Origin of the sequence: Burkholderia sp. SJZ089 (assembly GCF_007828315.1) — a bacterium.
Taxonomy (GTDB): domain Bacteria; phylum Pseudomonadota; class Gammaproteobacteria; order Burkholderiales; family Burkholderiaceae; genus Burkholderia; species Burkholderia gladioli.
This window is the reverse complement of sequence record NZ_VIUM01000011.1, coordinates 262156-282160: the sequence shown is the minus strand read 5'-3', so window position 1 is coordinate 282160 and position 20005 is coordinate 262156. Positions and strand designations below refer to the sequence as shown.

Below are 20005 nucleotides of genomic sequence, written 5' to 3'. Positions count from 1 at the left end.
CAGGCTGTAGTCGCGCTGCGTCCGCTTGATCCCTTGCCCCACTTGCCACCTCTTCGATTCGTCGAAAAAGTGTCAACCTATTTCAGGACGGGTCATGGCCAAGAAAAAAGGCGCCCCGCGGGGCGCCTTCGAGTCTGCTACGTATCGTTATTCCAAGCTTGTTCGTCAAAACTTGTGACGGATGCCGACCTGGGCGGCTACCTGGTTCGGCGTGGCCGAGGCCGTGATGTTGTTGATCGACGCGACCGCGCGGTTGCCGGTCGAATCGTAGCCGAGCGCGTGTTGATAGACGCCGATCGCATACAGATCGGTGCGCTTGGACAGGAAGTAGTCGACGCCCAGGTTCACCTGGTGATACTGCGCCGCCGACTGGCCGTTGACCTTCGAGCCGCGCGTGTAGTCGTAGGCGATACCGGCCAGCAGCGCCGGAGTCAGCTGGTACTTGAAGTTCGCTTCGACGTTGTTGAACACGGCGTCGCCGCGCAGGTTCAGCGGGTTCAGGCCCGTGCCGCCGGTCGAGCCGACCGCGTCGAAGCGCGTGTAGCTGTAGGTGACACCGAGCGTTGCCGCGCCGATCGAGTAGGCGCCGGCCGCAGCGACGATCTCGAGCGTGTTGGCCGAGGCGTAGCCGCGGTAGACCGGGCTCGTCATGTTCAGGCCCGAGGTCGAGGTGGCCGTGTTCGCGTTCGGGTTGCTGCCGAAGAACGAGTAGTTCGGGTTGCGCGCGTTCACGTAACCGACGCCCAGGGCGAGCGGGCCGTTGTTGTAGCCGGCACCGACCGAGAAGATCTGGTTGCGGCCCGGCTGGCCGGCCACGCCGCCCAGGCTGTACAGGCCGCCGAACTGGAAGCCGCCGTACACCGGGCTGGTGTACTTGACCGCGTTGTTGACGCGGTTGGCGTTGTTCATGTTGTCGAGGTCGCCCGGATGCGCGCCGATATAACCCGCCCACTGGCTGCCGGTGGCGAGCGCGCCGGTGTAGTCGACCACCGAGTCGTATTGGCGACCCAGCGTGACCTTGCCCAGCGAATCGCTCGACAGGCCGACGTAGGCCTGGCGGCCGAACATGGCGCCACCCTGGCCGAGCGCGCCACTCGAGATGCTGAAGCCGTTTTCGAGCACGAAGATGGCCTTCAGCCCGCCGCCGAGATCCTCGGCGCCTTTCAGGCCCCAGCGGCTGCCCTGCAGCACGCCGCTCGACTGTTGCCACTGCCGGGCGCCATTCGCATTGTTGTTGAAGAGAATGCCGGCATCGATGATGCCGTACAGCGTGACGCTGCTCTGCGCGTGGGCCGCGCCAGCAAACGCACTCAGCGCGACGAGCGCGAGAAGCGACTTTTTCATTCAACGATCTCCAAGGATTACAGAATGATTTTTATCTGGCGGGGCGTATGGTTTTTTCATTGATCGGGTGCCCCGCCGCACTTCTGAGTAGCCGGTCGTACTGTAGCGCAAGGCTTTTTCACGAAAAAGCAAAAGCCCCGGCGTGAGCCGACTCATGTTTCCTTTTGGCAACAATGGTTAAAATCGGGGGTTTACCGCAATGTTCGCGGCAGAATCGGTTCAGTAACTGCAACAAACAACTGACGAAATGCCTGCCGCGGGGCGGCTGACCGGAGGTAGCGAATGCTGTTCGATGAACTGATCAATGAATTCGACCGGGGCCTGCGAGCGATCGCGGGCGTGAGTCGCATGACGCGTCCCTTGCCGGTGCCGGCCGACGACACGTCGCAGGAACTGGATGCCGAGGCGCGCAAGCACGCGGCCGGGCTGATGCGCGTCAACCATGTCGGCGAGGTCTGCGCGCAGGCGCTGTACCAGGCGCAGAAGCTGTCAACCTCGTCGCCGTCGCTGAAGGCGCTGTTCGAGGAATCGGCGCGCGAGGAGGAGGATCACCTCGCCTGGACCATGCAGCGGCTGCGCTCGCTGGACTCGCGGCCGAGCCTGCTCAACCCGCTCTGGTACGGCGGGGCGCTCGCGATCGGCCTGGTGGCCGGGCGGCTCGGCGACAGGGCAAGCCTGGGCTTCATGGCCGAGACGGAGCGCCAGGTCGAGCGACACCTGGACAGCCATCTGTCCGAGCTGCCGAGCGGCGATGCGGCCTCGCGCGCGATCGTCGAGCAGATGCGTGACGACGAGGCCAAACACGGCCGCACCGCCGCCGACGCGGGCGGCGCCGAGCTGCCGATGCCGGCTCGCTGGCTGATGCGGGCCGCCTCGAAGGTCATGACGAGGACTGCCTACTATCTGTAGCATCCACGGTGGGGCGCGGCGGTTGCCGCGTCCACCGTCCCACCCCGAAAATCCGGACTTTCCCGCCCGCTGAACCCCCGCCCTCACACCGCCTTGCGCGCGACTATTCACGTATCACATTCACAAGTTGCACTAGCTCATTAATTTATAACGAGTTTTGGTTTGAGGGTCGGCTTGAGGACTTGCACGTAAGTCCTTGTTCTAACTAACAAAATTCGTCAAAAAATCGTCGGCCTCCCTTGACCGTCCCTGACCCTTCCTCTAAAGTGGGAGACAGTGTGAGAAAGTGTATTTTTGTGTGATCCAAAGAGCGGTTCCGGGTAGATTCTGAGCCAATTGGGCGGGTGCCGAGGCACCCCGATCGGGAGAGCGGAAAGTGTTCCAAGGGGCGTCGGCGCTGACGCTCGATGCGAAAGGACGGATGTCGGTGCCGTCTCGCTATCGCGAAGCGCTGCAAGGACAGGCAGAAGGACGGGTGACTGTGACCAAGCACCCGGACGGCTGCCTGTTGCTGTTTCCGCGTCCCGAATGGGAGGTATTCCGCGCCAAGATTGCCGCGCTGCCGATGGACGCGCACTGGTGGCGCCGCATTTTTCTCGGCAACGCGTCGGATGTCGATCTCGACAGCGCGGGCCGGATTCTCGTATCGCCCGAGCTGCGCATGGCAGCCGGGCTGGAAAAGGAAGTCATGTTGTTGGGAATGGGTAGTCACTTCGAGCTGTGGGATTCGCAGACCTACACCGCGAAGGAGCAGGCGGCGATGGCGCAGGGCATGCCCGATGCGCTGAAGAACTTCACGTTCTGATTGCGGTGACGGAGACGCCCGCGATGGGAAACGAATTCCAGCACCGCACGGTGCTGCTCGACGAGGCGGTGGACGCGCTCGTGACGCGGCCCGACGGCATCTATGTCGACGGCACCTTCGGTCGCGGCGGCCATAGCCGCCTGGTGCTCGACCGGCTGGCGGAAGGCGGCCGGCTGATCGCTTTCGACAAGGATCCGCTGGCGATCGAGACGGCCAGCCGAATCGGCGATACGCGCTTCTCGATCGTGCATGACAGTTTTGCGTCGCTCGGCGGCGCGCTGGCCGAACGTGGCGTGGGTCGCGTGACGGGCGTGTTGCTGGATCTGGGCGTGTCCTCGCCGCAGATCGACGATCCCGAGCGCGGTTTCAGTTTTCGCGCGAACGGCCCGCTCGACATGCGGATGGACACGACACGTGGCGAATCGGCGGCCGACTGGCTGGCCCGCGCGTCGCTGCAGGAACTGACGGAGGTGATACGAGATTATGGGGAAGAACGGTTTGCTTTTCAGATTGCAAAGGCGCTTGTTGCTCGCCGGGCAGAATCCGATCGTCTCGGGCCCCTCGACAGCACGGGCGAGCTTGCCCAAATCGTGGGTCACGCCGTCAAGACACGTGAGAAAGGCAAGGATCCGGCAACCCGCACCTTTCAGGCTATACGGATTCACGTCAATCAAGAGCTTGCGGACCTGCAGGTCGTTCTAGAGTCCGCGTTGTCGTCGTTGGAGCAAGGGGGGCGGCTGGTCGTGATCAGCTTTCATTCGCTCGAGGATCGGATCGTCAAACGTTTCATGCAGGCGCACGCGAGTGCGCCGGCGGTCGACCGCCGCCTGCCGATCCGTGCAGTCGACCTCCCTTCGCCGCCCCTGAAGCTGCTCGGACGCAAGTTCCCGGGCGAGGCCGAAGTCGCCGCCAATCCGCGCGCCCGGTCCGCCGTGATGCGCATCGCGGAGCGCGTCGCGCCATGAACCGCCTCAACATCTTCCTGCTGATCATCGTGATGGGCTGCGCCTTGTCGGTGGTCAACTCGACCAACCAGCAGCGCCAGATCTTCTTCCAGTTGCAGCGCGCGCAATCGCAGGAGCACCAGCTCCAGCAGGACTACGCGCAGTTGCAGTATCAGCAGAGCGCGTTGTCCAAGACGTCGCGTATCGAACAGCTCGCCAACGATTCGCTCAAGATGCAGCCGATCGTGACCGGCCGCACCCAGTACCTGACGCTGCCCAACGGCGCCGCGAAGGCCGTCGACGCGCCGCTGCCGAGTTCGGCCGCGGCCGGCGGCCCGGGGAGCGGACGATGAAACAGCGCCAGTCGAAGTCGAGCGCGAAATCGAGCGTCAAGTTCGCGTCGAGCCCGGTGCTGTCGGTGCACCTGCCGATGTGGCGCTCGAAGCTGGTGGTCTTCATGCTGTTCATGGCCTTCGTGGCCCTGGCCGCGCGCGCCTTCTGGATCCAGGGTCCCGGCAACGCCTTCTACCAGAAGCAGGGCGAGAGCCGTTATCAGCGCACGCTCGAATTGCCGGCCACGCGCGGCAAGATCCTCGACCGCAACGGACTGGTGCTGGCCACCAGCCTGCCGGTGCGCGCCATCTGGGCGATTCCCGAATCGGTGCCGGACGATCTCGGCGCCGACAAGCTCACCCAGCTCGGCCAGTTGCTCGACATGAGCTCGACCGAGCTGCGCCGCAAGCTGTCCGAGGACAAGAGCTTCGTCTACGTGAAGCGACAGGTGCCGATCGAGGTGGCCGACAAGGTCGCCGCGCTCGATATCCCCGGCATCTACGCCCGCAACGAATACAAGCGTTTCTACCCGGAAGGGGAGATCACGGCCCACCTGATCGGCTTCACCAACGTCGAGGACGAGGGGCAGGAAGGCGTCGAGCTGGCCGACCAGAAGATGCTGGCCGGCATCCCGGGCAGCCGCCACGTGATCAAGGATCGCGTCGGGCATATCGTCGAGGATGTCGACGAGCAGATGCCGCCGCACAACGGCACCGACGTCGACCTCTCGATTGACAGCAAGATCCAGTACATCACCTACGCGAACCTGAAGGCCGCCGTCGACAAGTTCCACGCCAAGGCCGGCGCGGCGATCGTGGTCGACGTGCGCACCGGCGAGGTGCTGTCGCTGGTCAACTACCCGACCTACAACCCGAACGACCGTTCGCACCTGACCGGCGAGCAGTTGCGCAACCGCGTGCTGACCGACGTGTTCGAGCCCGGCTCGATCATGAAGCCGTTCACGGTGTCGCTCGCGCTGGACTTGCATCGCGTCTCGCCGACCACGCTGGTCGACACCGGCAACGGCCATTTCGTGCTGGACGGCGCGCCGATCTCGGACGATGCCGGTTTCGGCGTGCTGACGGTGGGCGGCGTGATCCAGAAATCGAGCAACATCGGCGCGACCAAGATCGCCATGACGATGCGGCCCGAGGAAATGTGGAATATGTATACCAGCATCGGTCTCGGCCAGGCGCCGAAGGTCGGTTTTCCCGGCGCGGCGGCGGGCCGCCTGCGGCCCTGGAAGAGCTGGCGCCGCATCGAGCAGGCCACCATGTCCTACGGTTATGGCCTGTCGGTCTCGCTGTTCCAGCTCGCGCATGCCTACACGGCGATCGCGCACGACGGCGAACTGATGCCGCTGTCGATCTTCAAGGCCAGCGAGACCCAGCCGCCGCAAGGCCCGCAGGTGTTTTCGCCGACCACCGCGCGCGAAGTGCGCGAGATGCTGGAGAGCGTGGTCACCAAGAACGGCACCTCGCCCGACGCGGCGGTGCCGGGCTATCGCGTCGGCGGCAAGAGCGGCACGGCCTACAAGCAGGTCGGCCGCGGTTACGACCACAAGAAGTACCGCGCCTCCTTCGTGGGCATGGCGCCGATGCCGAATCCGCGCATCGTGGTCGCCGTGTCGGTCGACGAACCGACCGCGGGCAGCCACTTCGGCGGCCAGGTTTCGGGGCCCGTGTTCTCGGCGATCGTCGGCGATACGCTGCGCGCGCTGAACGTGCCGCCCAACATGCCGGTCAAGCAGCTGGTGGTGTCCGACGACACGGCGCCGGCGCCCGGCGCACCGAAATCCGCCGGCGCGCAGAAGCTGGCCGCGCTGCCCGCGAGCCATCTCAGCGTGTCGAGTTCGGCACACAATCGCCCAGGAGTCGTTCGATGAGCGCCGTCCGCAGTTCCCATCCGGCGCACTCCACCATCGCAGCCGCGCTCGCGTGGCTGCGCGCGCATGCACAGCCCGGCGCGAACCTGTATTCCGATTCGCGCGCCGTGCAGGCGGGCGACGTGTTCCTGGCCTATGCCGTGGACGGTGTCGACAACCGCTCGCATATCGCCGGTGCGCTGGCGCGCGGCGCGGCGGCCGTGCTGGTGCAGCCCGACGGTTTCGCGATCGACGCTCTCGACCCCACCGTCACGCACGCGGTGCCGGATCTCGGCGCGTTGGCCGGCGAGATCGCCAGCGGCTGGTACGGCGACCCGAGCGACGCGATGTTCGCGGTCGGTGTGACGGGCACCAACGGCAAGACCTCCTGCACGCAATGGATCGCCACCGCGCTGAGCGCGTTGCGCACCCCCTGCGCGGTGATCGGCACGCTCGGCAGCGGCATGCCGGGACGCCTGGTCGCGACCGGCTTCACCACGCCCGATGCGCCGCAATTGCAGCGCAGCCTCGCGCAACTGCGCGACGAGGGCGCCAAGGCGGTGGCCATGGAGGTGTCCTCGCACGCGCTGCAGCAGGGCCGCGTCAACGGCACCGCCTTCGACGTCGCCGTGTTCACCAACCTGACCCAGGATCATCTCGACTACCACCGGACCTTCGAGGCCTACGAAGCCGCCAAGGCGAAGCTGTTCGCCTGGCGCGGGCTGCGCCATGCCGTGGTCAATCGCGACGACGCGGCAGGCGCCCGCCTGCTCGCCACGCTGGCGGGGCGCGTGCGCACCGTCGCCTACGGCATCGACGAGCGCGCCGATGCGCCCGAGGCCGATCGCCAACTGATCGTGCACGAGGTGCGCGCGACCGCGACGGGCACGGCGTTCCGGCTCGAATCCTCATGGGGTTCGGCCGAGGTCGAGGTCGGCACGCTCGGCCTGTTCAATGTCAGTAACCTGCTGGCCGTGCTCGGCACGCTGCTGGTCGCCGACGTGCCGTTCGAGGCTGCGCTGACCGAACTGCGCAGGCTCGAGTCGGTCAATGGCCGCATGCAGCGGCTCGGCGGCCGGGTCGCCAACGACGAACCGCTGGTGGTGGTCGATTACGCCCACACGCCGGATGCGCTGGAGAAGACGCTCGAGGCCTTGCGGCCGATCGCCGAGGCACGCGGCGGCGCGCTGGTCTGCATGTTCGGCTGCGGCGGCGATCGCGACGCGACCAAGCGTCCGCTGATGGGCGGCATCGCCGAGCGGCTCGCCGATCGCGTGGTGGTGACCAGCGACAACCCGCGCAGCGAGCCGCCGCTGGCGATCCTCGAGCAGATCGTGGCCGGCATGAAGACGCCCGCCGCCGCGCTGCGCATCGAGGACCGCGCCAGCGCGATCCTGCAGGCGGTGCGAGGCGCCGCGCGCGAGGACGTGGTGCTGCTGGCCGGCAAGGGACACGAGGCAACACAGGAAATCATGGGCAAGAAGCGGGAGTTCTCGGATCAGGATCACGCGCGGCTGGCATTGGCCGCACGCGCGACGCAGGCGCATGGAGGCGGTGAATGACGATGCTGACGCTCCAGCAGGCCGCCGCGCTGATTCCGGGCGCCATCGTGACGGGCGACGGGAACGTCTCGTTCTCGCGCGTGTCCACCGACAGCCGCAGCGTGGGCGAGGGCGACCTGTTCGTCGCGCTCAAGGGCGAGCGTTTCGACGCGCACGACTTCCTGGCCGACGTGGCCGCGCGCGGCGCGAACGCGGCGCTGGTGTCGCGCGAAGGCGCGCCGGCCTCGCTGCCGCAACTGCAGGTGGCCGATACGCGCCTGGGGCTGGGCGCGCTGGCGCACGGCTGGCGCCAGCGTTTCGCGATCCCGCTGGTGGCGGTGACCGGCAGCAACGGCAAGACCACGGTCAAGGAGATGATCGCCTCGATCTTCGCGGCCGCGGTCGGCATCGACGCTCGCCTGTCGACGGCCGGCAACTTCAACAACGACATCGGCCTGCCGCTGACGCTGTTGCGCCTGAGCGCCGCACACCGGCTCGCCGTGATCGAACTGGGGATGAACCATCCCGGCGAGACGCAGACGCTCGCGAAGATCGCCGCGCCGACGGTCGCCTTGGTGAACAACGCGCAGCGCGAGCACCAGGAATTCATGGCGACCGTCGAGGCGGTCGCGCTGGAACACGCGTCGGTGATCCACGCGCTGGCGCCGGACGGCGTCGCGGTGTTTCCGGCCGACGACAAGTACGCGGGCATCTGGCGCGTCGCGGCGACCGGCAACGCGATCCTCGATTTCGCGCTGAACGACGCGGACCGAAGCACGGCTGCCGCCGTGACCGGAACCATGTCGGGCGGCGTGCTGGCGATCGAGACGCCGGCCGGCCGCGTCGAGGTGCGCCTGCAGGCGCTTGGCGCGCACAACGCCCGCAACGCGTTGGCGGCCACGGCCGCGGCGCTCGCCTCCGGCGTCGCGCTCGAGGCGATCCGCACCGGCCTGGAAGCCTTCGAGCCGGTGAAGGGGCGCCTGCAGGTCAAGCGCGCGGCCGTTGGCTCGCTGGCGGGCGCGATGCTGATCGACGACACCTACAACGCGAACCCCGATTCGATGCGGGCCGCGATCGACGTGCTGGCCCAGCAGGCCTCGCCGCGCGTGCTGGTGATCGGCGAGATGGGCGAGGTTGGCGACGAAGGGCCGGCCTTCCATCGCGAGATCGGCGCCTACGCGCGCGAACGCGGCATCGACGCGCTGTATGCGACGGGCGATGCCACGCGCGACGCCTGCGCGGCCTATGGCGACACGGCCCGGCATTTCGACGATGTCGGCGCGCTGCTCGCGGCCCTCGACGCGGCCGGCTTCGGCGCGGCGGCGACGGTGCTGGTGAAGGGCTCGCGCTATACGCGCATGGAGCGCGTGGTCGACGCGCTGACGAACCAACCCGCGCCGGGCGTGACGCCCGGCGCACACTGAGAAGGAAAGTAAGCAATGTTGCTGGCGCTGGCGCAATGGCTGCAAGGTGACGCAAGCTTTTTGCGCTTGTTCACATACCTGACGTTCCGTGCGGTGATGGCCACCATCACCGCGCTGGGCATCGGCCTGGTCTGTGGCCCCTGGGTGATCCGCAAGCTGACCGAAATGAAGGTCGGCCAGGCCGTGCGCAAGGACGGCCCGCAGACGCACCTGGTGAAATCGGGCACGCCGACCATGGGCGGCGTGCTGATCCTGATCGGCATCGCGGTCGCGACCCTGCTGTGGGGCGACCTGACCAACCGTTTCATCTGGATCGTGATGCTGGTCACCTTCGGCTTCGGCGTGGTCGGCTGGGTCGACGACTACCGCAAGGTGGTCCACAAGGACCCGCGCGGCATGTCGTCGAAGGAGAAGTATTTCTGGCAATCGCTGATCGGGCTGTTCGCGGCGGTCTACCTCGCCTTCAGCGTCTCGGAAGCCAGCAACGTGCGCGTGTTCGACCTGTTCATGGCCTGGGTGCGCAGCGGCCTGTCGATGGGCCTGCCGGCGCGCGCCGACCTGATGCTGCCCTTCCTCAAGTCGATCAGCTATCCGCTCGGCGTGTGGGGCTTCATCGCGCTGACCTACCTGGTGATCGTCGGCGCGAGCAATGCCGTCAACCTCACCGACGGCCTCGACGGCCTGGTGATCATGCCGGTGGTGCTGGTGGGTTCCTCGCTGGGCATCTTCGCCTACGTGATGGGCAGCTCGGTCTATTCGAAATATCTGCTGTTCCCGCACATCCCCGGCGCCGGCGAGTTGCTGATCTTCTGCTCGGCGATGGGCGGCGCGGGCCTCGCCTTCCTCTGGTACAACACGCACCCCGCGCAGGTGTTCATGGGCGACGTCGGCGCGCTGGCGCTGGGCGGCGCGCTCGGCACGGTGGCGGTGATCGTGCGCCAGGAAATCGTGCTGTTCATCATGGGCGGGATCTTCGTCGCCGAAACGCTCTCCGTGATGCTGCAGGTCACCTGGTTCAAGTACACCAAGCGCCGCTACGGCGAAGGGCGCCGCATCTTCAAGATGGCGCCGCTGCATCACCATTTCGAATTGTCCGGCTGGAAGGAAACGCAGGTGGTGGTGCGTTTCTGGATCATCACCCTGATGCTCTGTCTGTTCGGTTTGTCCACCCTCAAGCTGCGGTAAAGGGATAGCAAGGATGTCTGGCGAGATGTTTGGAGATCGGCAACGGCCGATGGTGCTGGTGCTGGGGCTCGGTGAATCGGGTCTCGCGATCGCGCGTTGGTGCGCGAGGCACGCCTGTCCGCTGCGGATCGCGGATACGCGCGAGGCGCCGCCGAATCTTGCCGCGCTGCGCGAGGCCGTCGCCGAGGCGGAATTCGTCGGCGGTTCGTTCTCGCCCGCCCTGCTCGACGGTGGCATCGAACTGGTCGCCCTGAGCCCGGGCCTGTCGCCGCAGGAGCCCGCCTTGGCCGCGCTGCTGGCGGCCGCGCGCGAACGCGGCATTCCGGTGTGGGGCGAACTCGAATTCTTCGCGCGCGCACTGGCGGCGCTGGCCGCGAACGGTTACGCGCCCAAGGTGCTGGCGATCACGGGCACCAATGGCAAGACCACCACCACCAGCCTGACCGGGCTGCTCTGCGAACGCGCCGGGCGCTCGGTGGCGGTGGCGGGCAATATCAGCCCGGCCATGCTCGACAAGCTGTCGGCCGCGATCGACGCGGCCGCGCTGCCGGACGTGTGGGTGCTCGAGCTGTCGAGCTTCCAGCTGGACAGCGCGGAAAGCTTCGCGCCCGACGCGGCCGCCGTGCTCAACATCACGCAGGATCACCTCGACTGGCATGGCGGTTTCGAAGCCTATGCGGCCGCCAAGGGCCGCATCTTCGGGCCGCGCACGGTACGCGTGCTCAACCGCGGCGACGCTGAAGTCATGAAGTTCGTGCCGCCGGCGGCCGCCGCCGACGCGCCGCGTGTCGTCACCTTCGGCCTGGACGAGCCGAGCCGCGAGGGCGATTACGGCCTCGCGCGCGACAACGGCATCAACTGGCTGGTGGAAGCGGTCGATCGCGACGGCAACGACGAACCGGTCTCGCCGCGTCGCCGCAAGGCCGAGGCCGCCGCCGCGCCGAACCTGGTTTCCAAGCGGCTGATGCCGGCCGACGCGCTGCGCATCCGCGGCCTGCACAACGCCGCGAACGCGCTGGCCGCATTCGCACTGGCGCGCGCGATCGAGCTGCCGCCCGCCGCCCTGCTGCACGGCCTGCGCGAATACCGCGGCGAAGCCCATCGCGTCGAGCTGATCGCCTCGCTCGACGGGGTCGACTACGTCGACGACAGCAAGGGCACCAATGTCGGCGCGACGGTCGCCGCGCTCGACGGCCTGGCGCAACGCACCGTGCTGATCGCCGGCGGCGACGGCAAGGGCCAGGCGTTCGCGCCGCTCGCGGCGCCCGTGGCGCGCTGGTGCCGGGCCGTGATGCTGATCGGCCGCGACGCGCCGCTGATTCGCGAGGCGCTCGCCGAGACCGGCGTGCCGCTGGTCGAGCACGCCACGCTCGAGGCGGCCGTGCAGGCCGCCAGCATGATGGCCGAGCCCGGCGACGTGGTGCTGCTGTCGCCGGCCTGCGCGAGCTTCGACATGTTCACCGGCTACGCGCATCGCGCCGCCGTGTTCCGCAGCGCACTCGAGGACATCGCACTCGATCGAGGTACGACGCTATGAGCTGGTCCGACCGTTTCGTCTCCCGTTTCATCGGCCAGCGCGAGGCCGGCGGCGCCGCCTCCGTCGCCCGCGCCGCCACCGGCCGCGCCGCATCGGCCGCCAGCGGCCTGGCCGCCGGCCTCGGCGGGGTGCGCCCGACGCGCTCGCGCATGCTCGACTTCGACTACTCGCTGATGTGGGTGGCGATCGCCCTGCTCGGGCTCGGCGTGGTGATGGTCTATTCGGCGTCGATCGCGATGCCCGATTCGCCGAAGTACGCCGCCTATCACGACTACGCCTTCCTGCTGCGCCATATCGTGTCGCTGACGGTCGCCTTCGTGGCGGCCGTGTTCGCGTTTCGGGTGCCGATCGCGACCTGGGACAAGTACGCGCCGCACCTGTTCCTGTTGGCGCTGGTGGCCCTGGCGATCGTGCTGGTGCCGCACGTCGGCAAGGGCGTGAACGGCGCGCGCCGCTGGATTCCGCTGGGCATCACCAACATGCAGCCGTCCGAGATCATGAAGCTCGCGGTGACGATCTACGCGGCCAACTACACGGTGCGCAAGCAGGAGTACATGCAGAGCTTCGCCAAGGGCTTCATGCCGATGGCGGCCGCGGTCGGCCTGGTCGGCATGCTGCTGCTGCTCGAACCCGACATGGGCGCCTTCATGGTGGTGGCCGCGATCGCGATGGGCGTGCTGTTCCTCGGCGGCGTGAACGGCAAGCTGTTCGGCGGCCTGGTGGCCACCGCGGTCGGCACCTTCACGATGCTGGTCTGGCTCTCGCCCTGGCGGCGCGAGCGGATCTTCGCCTATCTCGATCCCTGGGACGAGCGCTACGCGCAGGGCAAGGCCTACCAGCTCACCCACTCGCTGATCGCCTTCGGTCGCGGCGAGTGGTTCGGCGTCGGCCTGGGCGGCAGCGTCGAGAAGCTCAACTACCTGCCCGAGGCGCATACCGACTTCATCCTCGCCGTGATCGGCGAGGAGCTCGGCTTCGTCGGCGTGCTGGTGGTGATCCTGCTGTTCTACTGGATCGTGCGCCGGGCCTTCGAGATCGGCCGCCAGGCGCTCGCGCTCGACCGTACCTTCGCGGGGCTGATGGCCAAGGGCGTCGGCATCTGGTTCGGCGCGCAAGCCTTCATCAACATGGGCGTGAACCTCGGCCTGCTGCCGACCAAGGGCCTCACGCTGCCGCTGGTCAGCTACGGCGGCTCGGGCATCCTGCTCAACTGCATCTCGCTGGCGGTGCTGCTGCGCGTCGACTACGAGAACCGGGTGCTGATGCGCGGAGGCAAGATATGAGCGCCAAACCGCGCACGCTGATGGTGATGGCGGGCGGCACCGGGGGCCATGTGTTCCCGGGGCTGGCCGTCGCCCATCGGATGGAGGCGCAGGGCTGGCGCGTGGTGTGGCTCGGCAATCCAGCCGGCATGGAAGCGAGCCTGGTGCCCAAGCACGGCATCCCGATGGAGCCGGTGCGCTTCGGCGGGCTGCGCGGCAAGGGCCTGAAGACCAAGCTGACGCTGCCCTTCAACCTGCTGCGCGCCTGCGCGCAGAGCCTCGGCGCGTTGCGCCGCGTGCAGCCCGACGTGGTGCTCGGCATGGGCGGCTACATCACCTTCCCGGCTGGCGTGATGACGGCGCTCACCGGCCGCCCGCTGGTGCTGCACGAGCAGAATTCGGTCGGCGGCCTGGCCAACAAGGTGCTGGCCAAGCTGGCCCGGCGCGTGCTGGTGGCTTTCCCCGGCGCCTTGCCGAAGGCCGAGTGGACCGGCAACCCGATTCGCGACGAGCTCGCGCACTGCGCGCCGCCGGCCACGCGCTACGCCGCGCGCAGCGGTTCGCTGCGCCTGCTGGTGGTGGGCGGCAGCCTGGGCGCGGCCGCGCTCAACGAAGTGGTGCCGCGCGCGCTGGCGCTGCTCTCGCCCGAAAGCCGCCCGCGGGTGGTGCACCAGGCCGGCGCCAAGCACATCGACGCGCTGCGCGCGAACTACGACGCGGCGGGGCTCGCGGCCGGCCAGAACGTCGAGCTGCTGCCCTTCATCGACGACATGGCCGCGGCCTATGCGAACGCCGACCTGGTGATCTGCCGCTCCGGCGCGATGACGGTCTCGGAGATCGCCGCGGTGGGCGTAGCCGCCCTGTTCGTGCCGTTCCCGCACGCGGTCGACGATCACCAGACCACCAACGCCGCCTTCCTGGCCGACCAGGGCGCGGCGGTCCTCGTACAACAACGCGACCTGTCGGCCGAGCTGCTCGCCGACTGGTTGCGCGGCCAGACGCGCGACTCGCTCGCGCAGATGGCCGAACGTTCGCGCTCGCTCGCGAAGCCCGATGCCACCGATGTGGTCGCGCGCGCGTGCGCGCAGGCCGCGGGCGCGAACCTGGAATCGAAGTCATGAAACACATCGTCAAACACATCCATTTCGTCGGCATCGGCGGCGCCGGCATGAGCGGCATCGCCGAGGTGCTGGTCAATCTCGGCTACCAGGTCAGCGGCTCCGACCTGTCGCGCAATGCCGTGACCGAGCGGCTCGAGGCGCTCGGCGCGCACGTGGCGATCGGCCACGACGCGGCCAATATCGAGGGGGCGAACGCCGTGGTGGTGTCCACCGCGGTGCGCTCGGACAATCCCGAGGTGCTGGCCGCGCGCCGGCTGCGCGTGCCGATCGTGCCGCGCGCGGTGATGCTGGCCGAGCTGATGCGCCTGAAGCAGGGCATCGCGATCGCCGGCACCCACGGCAAGACCACCACCACCAGCCTGGTGGCCAGCGTGCTGGCCGCGGGCGGCCTGGACCCGACCTTCGTGATCGGCGGCCGCCTGATCAGCGCCGGCGCCAACGCGCGGCTCGGCTCGGGCGACTTCATCGTGGCCGAGGCGGACGAGTCGGATGCCTCGTTCCTGAACCTGTATCCCGTCATCGAGGTGATCACCAACATCGATGAAGACCACATGGATACCTACGGGCACGATTTCGCGCGCCTGAAGCAGGCCTTCATCGAGTTCACCCAGCGGCTGCCGTTCTACGGCAGCGCGGTGGTCTGCGTCGACGATCCGAACGTGCGCCAGATCATTCCCTTCATTTCCAAGCCGGTGGTGCGCTATGGCCTGTCGCCCGACGCCGAGGTGCGGGCCGAGCAGGTCGATGCGCGCGACGGCCGCATGCACTTCACGGTGATCCGCGACGGCCATGCGCCGCTGCCGGTGGTGCTGAACCTGCCGGGGCTGCACAACGTGCAGAACGCGCTGGCGGCGATCGCGATCGCCACCGATCTCGGTGTGGCGGACGCGGCGATCCAGCAGGCGCTGGCCGATTTCAACGGCGTGGGCCGGCGCTTCCAGCGCTACGGCGAACTCGCCGCGGCCGACGGCGGCAGCTACACGCTGATCGACGACTACGGCCATCACCCGGTCGAGATGGCGGCCACCATCGCCGCGGCGCGCGGGGCGTTCCCGGGCCGCCGGCTGGTGCTGGCGTTCCAGCCGCATCGCTATACGCGCACGCGCGACTGCTTCGAGGATTTCGTCAACGTGTTGTCGACCGTCGACGCGCTGGTGCTGACCGAGGTCTACGCGGCCGGCGAGGCGGCGATCCCGACCGCCAGCGGCGAGGCCCTGTCGCGTGCGCTGCGCGAGATCGGCCGGGTCGATCCGAGCTTCGTGGCCGGCGTCGACGAGGTCCCGGCCGCGCTCGCCCAGGTGGTGCGCGCGGGCGATGTGGTGATCACGATGGGCGCGGGGTCGATCGGCGGGGTGCCGGGCCGGATCGCGCAGCAACAGCAACAGAAGGGATGACATGAGCGGGATCGATCCGAAACGTTTCGGCAAGGTGGCGGTACTGTTGGGCGGCGTGTCCGCCGAGCGCGAGGTATCGCTGAAATCAGGCACGCTGGTCGTGCAGGGGCTGCGCGAGGCCGGCATCGACGCGCATCCGTTCGATCCGTCCGAGCGGCCGCTGGCCGCGCTCAAGGACGAGGGTTATGTGCGCGCCTTCAACGCGCTGCACGGCGGCTACGGCGAGAACGGCCAGATCCAGGGCGCGCTCGACTTCTACGGCATCCGCTACACCGGCACCGGCGTGCTCGGCTCGGCGCTCGGCCTCGACAAGTTCCGCACCAAGCTGGTCTGGCAGCAGACCGGCATCCCCACGCCGCCGTTCGAGGTGGTGCTGCGCGGCGACGACTACGCCGCGCGCGCGCCGGAAATCGTCGCGAAGCTGGGCCTGCCGCTGTTCGTGAAGCCGGCAAGCGAGGGCTCGAGCGTGGCGGTGATCAAGGTCAAGGACGCGGCGGCGCTGCCTGCCGCGCTCGACGAGGCCGCGCGGCACGACAAGATCGTGCTGGTCGAGAAGAGCATCGAGGGCGGCGGCGAGTACACCGCCTGCATCGCCGGCGACCTGGACCTGCCGGTGATCCGCATCGTGCCGGCCGGCGAGTTCTACGACTACCACGCGAAGTACATCGCCGACGACACGCAATACCTGATTCCTTGCGGCATCGAGGCCGGGCGCGAAGCCGAACTCAAGCGTCTGGCGCGCCGCGCCTTCGACGTGCTGGGCTGCACCGACTGGGGCCGCGCCGACTTCATGCTCGACGCGGCGGGCAACCCGTATTTCCTGGAAGTCAACACCGCGCCGGGCATGACCGACCACTCGCTGCCGCCCAAGGCTGCGCGCGCGGTCGGCATCAGCTACTCGGAGCTGGTGGTGAAGGTGCTGGCCATGACGCTCGAAGACTGACGGAACACGGGACGCAACCATGTGGAACAACGTTCGCCAACTCAACCTCGCGGCCAGCGCGCTCTACGCGCTGCTGCTGCTCGGTTGCGCGGCGGCGGGCTGCTACTGGCTGATCCAGCGCCCGGCGTTCGCGCTGCGGACGATCCTGATCGACGGCGACACCGAGCACATCAATGCGCCGACCGTGCGCGCCGGCGTGGTCGGCCGGCTGAAGGGCAATTTCTTCACGGTCGATCTCGACACCGCGCGCGTCGCGTTCGAGCAGATGCCGTGGGTGCGCCACGCCAGCGTGCGGCGGGTCTGGCCGAACGCGCTGGCTGTCACGCTGGAGGAGTACAAGCCGCTGGGTACCTGGGGCAGCGACCAGCTGGTCAGCACCGACGGCGAGCTGTTCACGGCCAACCAGGGCGAACTCGACGAGGAACTGCCGGCCTTCGACGGACCGGACGGCAGCGCGAGGGAGGTGGTGCAGCGCTATCGCGACTTCGCGAAGTGGCTCGCGCCGCTCGACTCGGCGCCCGAGGAGGTGAGCCTGTCCTCGCGCTACGCCTGGACGGTGAAGCTGGCCAACGGCATGGAGATCGAATTCGGTCGCGAGCGCAATGGCGACACGCTGCCGGATCGCGCGCAACGGCTGGTCGCCGCGTGGCCGGCCGTGACGCAACGCTGGGGCAAGGACATCGAGTACGCGGACCTGCGTTATCCGAACGGTTTTGCGATCCGGGCGGCGAACATGCGCTTCCTGAGCGACGCCGACAAGGCCAAAAAGTAACAAGACATCACACGCAAGAGCACTTATGAGCAAAGACTACAAGGATCTGCTGGTTGCCCTCGACATTGGCACGTCGAAGGTCGTGGCCGTCGTGGCGGAGCTGAAAGGCGAGGGCCACTACGAGGTGATCGGGCTTGGCCAGAGCGAGTCGAAAGGTCTCAAGAAAGGCGTGGTGGTGAACATCGAGGCCACCGTGCAGTCGATCCAGCGCGCGCTCGAGGAAGCCGAGCTGATGGCCGACTGCAAGATCACGAACGTGTTCACGGGGATCGCCGGCAGCCACATCCGCAGCTTCAACTCGAGCGGGATGGTGGCGATCAAGGAGAAGGAGGTCACCCAGACCGACGTGGCGCGCGTGATCGAGACCGCCAAGGCGATCAACATCCCGACCGACCAGCAGGTGCTGCACATCCTGACCCAGGAATTCATCATCGACGGCCAGGAGGACGTGCGCGAGCCGATCGGCATGAGCGGGATCCGCCTCGAGGTGAAGGTGCACATCGTGACGGGCGCGGTCAGCGCCGCGCAGAACATCGTCAAGTGCGTGCGCCGCTGCGGGCTGGAAGTGAACGACCTGATCCTGCAGCCGCTGGCGTCGTCGCTGGCGGTGCTGACCGAGGACGAGAAGGATCTCGGCGTGGTGCTGGTCGACATCGGCGGCGGCACCACCGACATCGCGATCTTCGCCGAAGGCGCGATCCGCCATACCGCGGTGATCCCGATCGCCGGCGACCAGATCACCAGCGACATCGCGATGGCGCTGCGCACGCCGACGCCGGACGCGGAGGACATCAAGGTCAGCCACGGCATCGCCAAGCAGGCGCTGGCCGACCCGGACGAGATGGTCGAGGTGCCGGGGCTCGGCGAGCGCGGCCCGCGCACGCTGTCGCGCCAGGCGCTGGCGGCCGTCATCGAGCCGCGCGTCGAGGAGCTGTTCTCGCTGGTGCAGCAGGTGGTGCGCGAGTCGGGTTACGAAGAGTTACTGAGTTCCGGTGTCGTGCTGACCGGCGGTGCTGCGATGATGCCGGGCATGGTCGAACTCGGCGAGGACATCTTCCTCAAACCGGTGCGCATCGGCGCGCCGGAATACGCGGGCGGCCTGGCCGACGTGGTGCGCAATCCGCGCTACTCGACGGCGATGGGGCTGCTGGTGGAAGGCAGCGCGCAGCGGATGCGCGGGCGCAAGGTCGCCGTGCAATCCGGTTCCGCGGGGCAGATCTTCACGCGCATGAAGGACTGGTTCCTGAGCAATTTCTAAGGGTTTTAGCGCCGGTGCCGGCGGCCGGCGCGCGGACAGGGGGTTGCCCGATCTCCTGCCGGATAACGGCCGAGCAGCTTTATCTTTCTTGACGGAGGCAACAATGGAATTCGAAATGCTGGAAACCGAGACCAACGGCACCATCATCAAGGTGATCGGGGTCGGTGGCGCGGGCGGCAACGCCGTGGCGCACATGATCAACCGTGGTGTCCAGGGCGTCGATTTCGTCGTCATGAACACCGACGCGCAGGCGCTCTCGCGCTCGCGCGCACCGAACGTGATCCAGCTCGGCAACACCGGCCTGGGCGCTGGCGCGAAGCCGGACATGGGTCGTGCGGCGGCGGAAGAGGCGCGTGAGCGCATCGCCGATTCGCTGCGCGGCGCTCACATGGTGTTCATCACCGCCGGCATGGGCGGCGGCACCGGCACGGGCGCCGCGCCGGTGGTGGCGCAGATCGCCAAGGAAATGGGCATCCTGACGGTGGGTGTCGTCAGCAAGCCGTTCGAGTTCGAGGGCGGCAAGCGCATGCGCGTGGCCGAGGCCGGCGCGCAGCAGCTCGAGGATCACGTCGATTCGCTGATCGTGGTGCTCAACGACAAGCTGTTCGACGTGATGGGCGACGACGCCGAGATGGACAAGTGCTTCCAGTGCGCCGACGACGTGCTCAACAACGCCGTGGCCGGTATCGCCGAGATCATCAATGTCGACGGCCTGGTCAACGTCGACTTCGAGGACGTGAAGACGGTGATGGGCGAGCAGGGCAAGGCGATGATGGGCACCGCGACGGTTGCGGGCGTCGATCGCGCGCGCCTGGCCGCCGAGCAGGCGGTCGCGAGCCCGCTGCTGGAAGGCGTGGACCTGTCGGGCGCGCGCGGCGTGCTGGTCAACATCACCTCGAGCCGTTCGCTGCGTCTGTCGGAAACGCGCGAAGTGATGAACACCATCAAGAGCTACGCCGCGGAAGACGCGACCGTGATCTTCGGCGCGGTCTACGACGACGCGATGGGCGATGCGCTGCGCGTGACGGTGGTCGCCACCGGCCTGGGCCGTGCCGCGAAGAAGCAGCAGACCACGCCGATGACGCTGCTGCGCACCGGCACCGACAACCAGCCGGTTGGCGCGGTCGGCCACAGCTACGCGCCGGCGCACGTGAATACGTCGGACTACGGCGCGCTCGACACGCCGGCGGTCTGGCGCAATTCGCGTGAGACGGCGGCGTCGCACGTGCAGGCGCTGCAGGAAAAGGGCGTCGACACGTACGATATCCCGGCCTTCCTGCGCAAGCAGGCCGACTGACAGGGGCAGGCCGGCCGCTCGCGCGGCCAGCCGACCTGACGGGTTGAACGCAACCGCAACAGGCCGCGTCGC

At 67.9% G+C, this 20005-nt stretch carries 17 protein-coding genes; 16 read left to right on the top strand and 1 reads right to left on the bottom strand.

The window, feature by feature from the left end:
* Positions 1-165: 165 nt before the first annotated feature.
* Positions 166-1344 (bottom strand): porin, encoded by a 1179-nt coding sequence (locus tag FB600_RS21710; RefSeq protein ID WP_013696539.1) that lies wholly within the window; start codon positions 1342-1344, stop codon positions 166-168.
* 282 nt (positions 1345-1626) lie between these two features.
* On the opposite strand from FB600_RS21710, the gene coq7 reads away from it, so the two are divergent.
* The 16 genes from coq7 to ftsZ all read left to right on the top strand — a co-directional run bounded on the left by coq7 (position 1627) and on the right by ftsZ (position 19933).
* Positions 1627-2253, top strand: coding sequence for a 2-polyprenyl-3-methyl-6-methoxy-1,4-benzoquinone monooxygenase (gene coq7, locus FB600_RS21705; RefSeq protein ID WP_098154577.1), 627 nt, complete (start codon positions 1627-1629; stop codon positions 2251-2253).
* 376 nt (positions 2254-2629) lie between these two features.
* On the top strand, positions 2630-3058 hold the full coding sequence (gene mraZ / locus FB600_RS21700) for a division/cell wall cluster transcriptional repressor MraZ (RefSeq protein WP_013696541.1): 429 nt from the start codon (positions 2630-2632) through the stop codon (positions 3056-3058).
* Between the two features lie 23 nt (positions 3059-3081).
* Positions 3082-4023, top strand: a complete 942-nt coding sequence (gene rsmH / locus FB600_RS21695; RefSeq protein ID WP_036048366.1) for a 16S rRNA (cytosine(1402)-N(4))-methyltransferase RsmH — start codon at positions 3082-3084, stop codon at positions 4021-4023.
* Positions 4020-4355, top strand: coding sequence for a cell division protein FtsL (gene ftsL, locus FB600_RS21690; RefSeq protein WP_025096861.1), 336 nt, complete (start codon positions 4020-4022; stop codon positions 4353-4355). The genes rsmH and ftsL overlap by 4 nt, the downstream gene beginning before the upstream one ends.
* Positions 4352-6220 (top strand): peptidoglycan D,D-transpeptidase FtsI family protein, encoded by a 1869-nt coding sequence (locus FB600_RS21685; protein ID WP_124093686.1) that lies wholly within the window; start codon positions 4352-4354, stop codon positions 6218-6220. Before ftsL ends, FB600_RS21685 begins: the two co-directional genes overlap by 4 nt.
* Positions 6217-7761 (top strand): UDP-N-acetylmuramoyl-L-alanyl-D-glutamate--2,6-diaminopimelate ligase, encoded by a 1545-nt coding sequence (locus FB600_RS21680; RefSeq protein WP_145757331.1) that lies wholly within the window; start codon positions 6217-6219, stop codon positions 7759-7761. Before FB600_RS21685 ends, FB600_RS21680 begins: the two co-directional genes overlap by 4 nt.
* Positions 7758-9164, top strand: a complete 1407-nt coding sequence (gene murF, locus FB600_RS21675) for a UDP-N-acetylmuramoyl-tripeptide--D-alanyl-D-alanine ligase (RefSeq protein WP_096749786.1) — start codon at positions 7758-7760, stop codon at positions 9162-9164. Before FB600_RS21680 ends, murF begins: the two co-directional genes overlap by 4 nt.
* A gap of 15 nt (positions 9165-9179) precedes the next feature.
* Entirely contained in the window at positions 9180-10349 is a 1170-nt protein-coding gene (mraY, locus tag FB600_RS21670; RefSeq protein WP_013696547.1) for a phospho-N-acetylmuramoyl-pentapeptide-transferase, read from the top strand.
* A gap of 25 nt (positions 10350-10374) precedes the next feature.
* On the top strand, positions 10375-11886 hold the full coding sequence (gene murD / locus FB600_RS21665; RefSeq protein WP_098181332.1) for a UDP-N-acetylmuramoyl-L-alanine--D-glutamate ligase: 1512 nt from the start codon (positions 10375-10377) through the stop codon (positions 11884-11886).
* On the top strand, positions 11883-13169 hold the full coding sequence (gene ftsW, locus FB600_RS21660; RefSeq protein ID WP_013696549.1) for a putative lipid II flippase FtsW: 1287 nt from the start codon (positions 11883-11885) through the stop codon (positions 13167-13169). Before murD ends, ftsW begins: the two co-directional genes overlap by 4 nt.
* Positions 13166-14269 (top strand): undecaprenyldiphospho-muramoylpentapeptide beta-N-acetylglucosaminyltransferase, encoded by a 1104-nt coding sequence (murG, locus tag FB600_RS21655; protein ID WP_098181331.1) that lies wholly within the window; start codon positions 13166-13168, stop codon positions 14267-14269. The genes ftsW and murG overlap by 4 nt, the downstream gene beginning before the upstream one ends.
* On the top strand, positions 14266-15663 hold the full coding sequence (gene murC, locus FB600_RS21650; RefSeq protein WP_145757330.1) for a UDP-N-acetylmuramate--L-alanine ligase: 1398 nt from the start codon (positions 14266-14268) through the stop codon (positions 15661-15663). Before murG ends, murC begins: the two co-directional genes overlap by 4 nt.
* Position 15664: 1 nt before the next feature.
* The gene (locus FB600_RS21645; RefSeq protein ID WP_096749783.1) at positions 15665-16606 is read left to right on the top strand and encodes a D-alanine--D-alanine ligase; all 942 of its coding nucleotides are present in this window, start codon (positions 15665-15667) and stop codon (positions 16604-16606) included.
* A 19-nt stretch (positions 16607-16625) separates the two neighbouring features.
* Positions 16626-17378, top strand: coding sequence for a cell division protein FtsQ/DivIB (locus tag FB600_RS21640; protein ID WP_096749782.1), 753 nt, complete (start codon positions 16626-16628; stop codon positions 17376-17378).
* A gap of 25 nt (positions 17379-17403) precedes the next feature.
* Positions 17404-18636: a cell division protein FtsA gene (gene ftsA, locus FB600_RS21635; RefSeq protein WP_013696554.1), complete on the top strand. Its 1233-nt coding sequence runs from the start codon at positions 17404-17406 to the stop codon at positions 18634-18636.
* A gap of 103 nt (positions 18637-18739) precedes the next feature.
* Positions 18740-19933 carry a cell division protein FtsZ gene (gene ftsZ, locus FB600_RS21625; RefSeq protein WP_013696555.1) on the top strand — a complete coding sequence of 398 codons (1194 nt, stop codon included), beginning with the start codon at positions 18740-18742 and terminating at the stop codon, positions 19931-19933.
* Positions 19934-20005 lie beyond the last annotated feature (72 nt).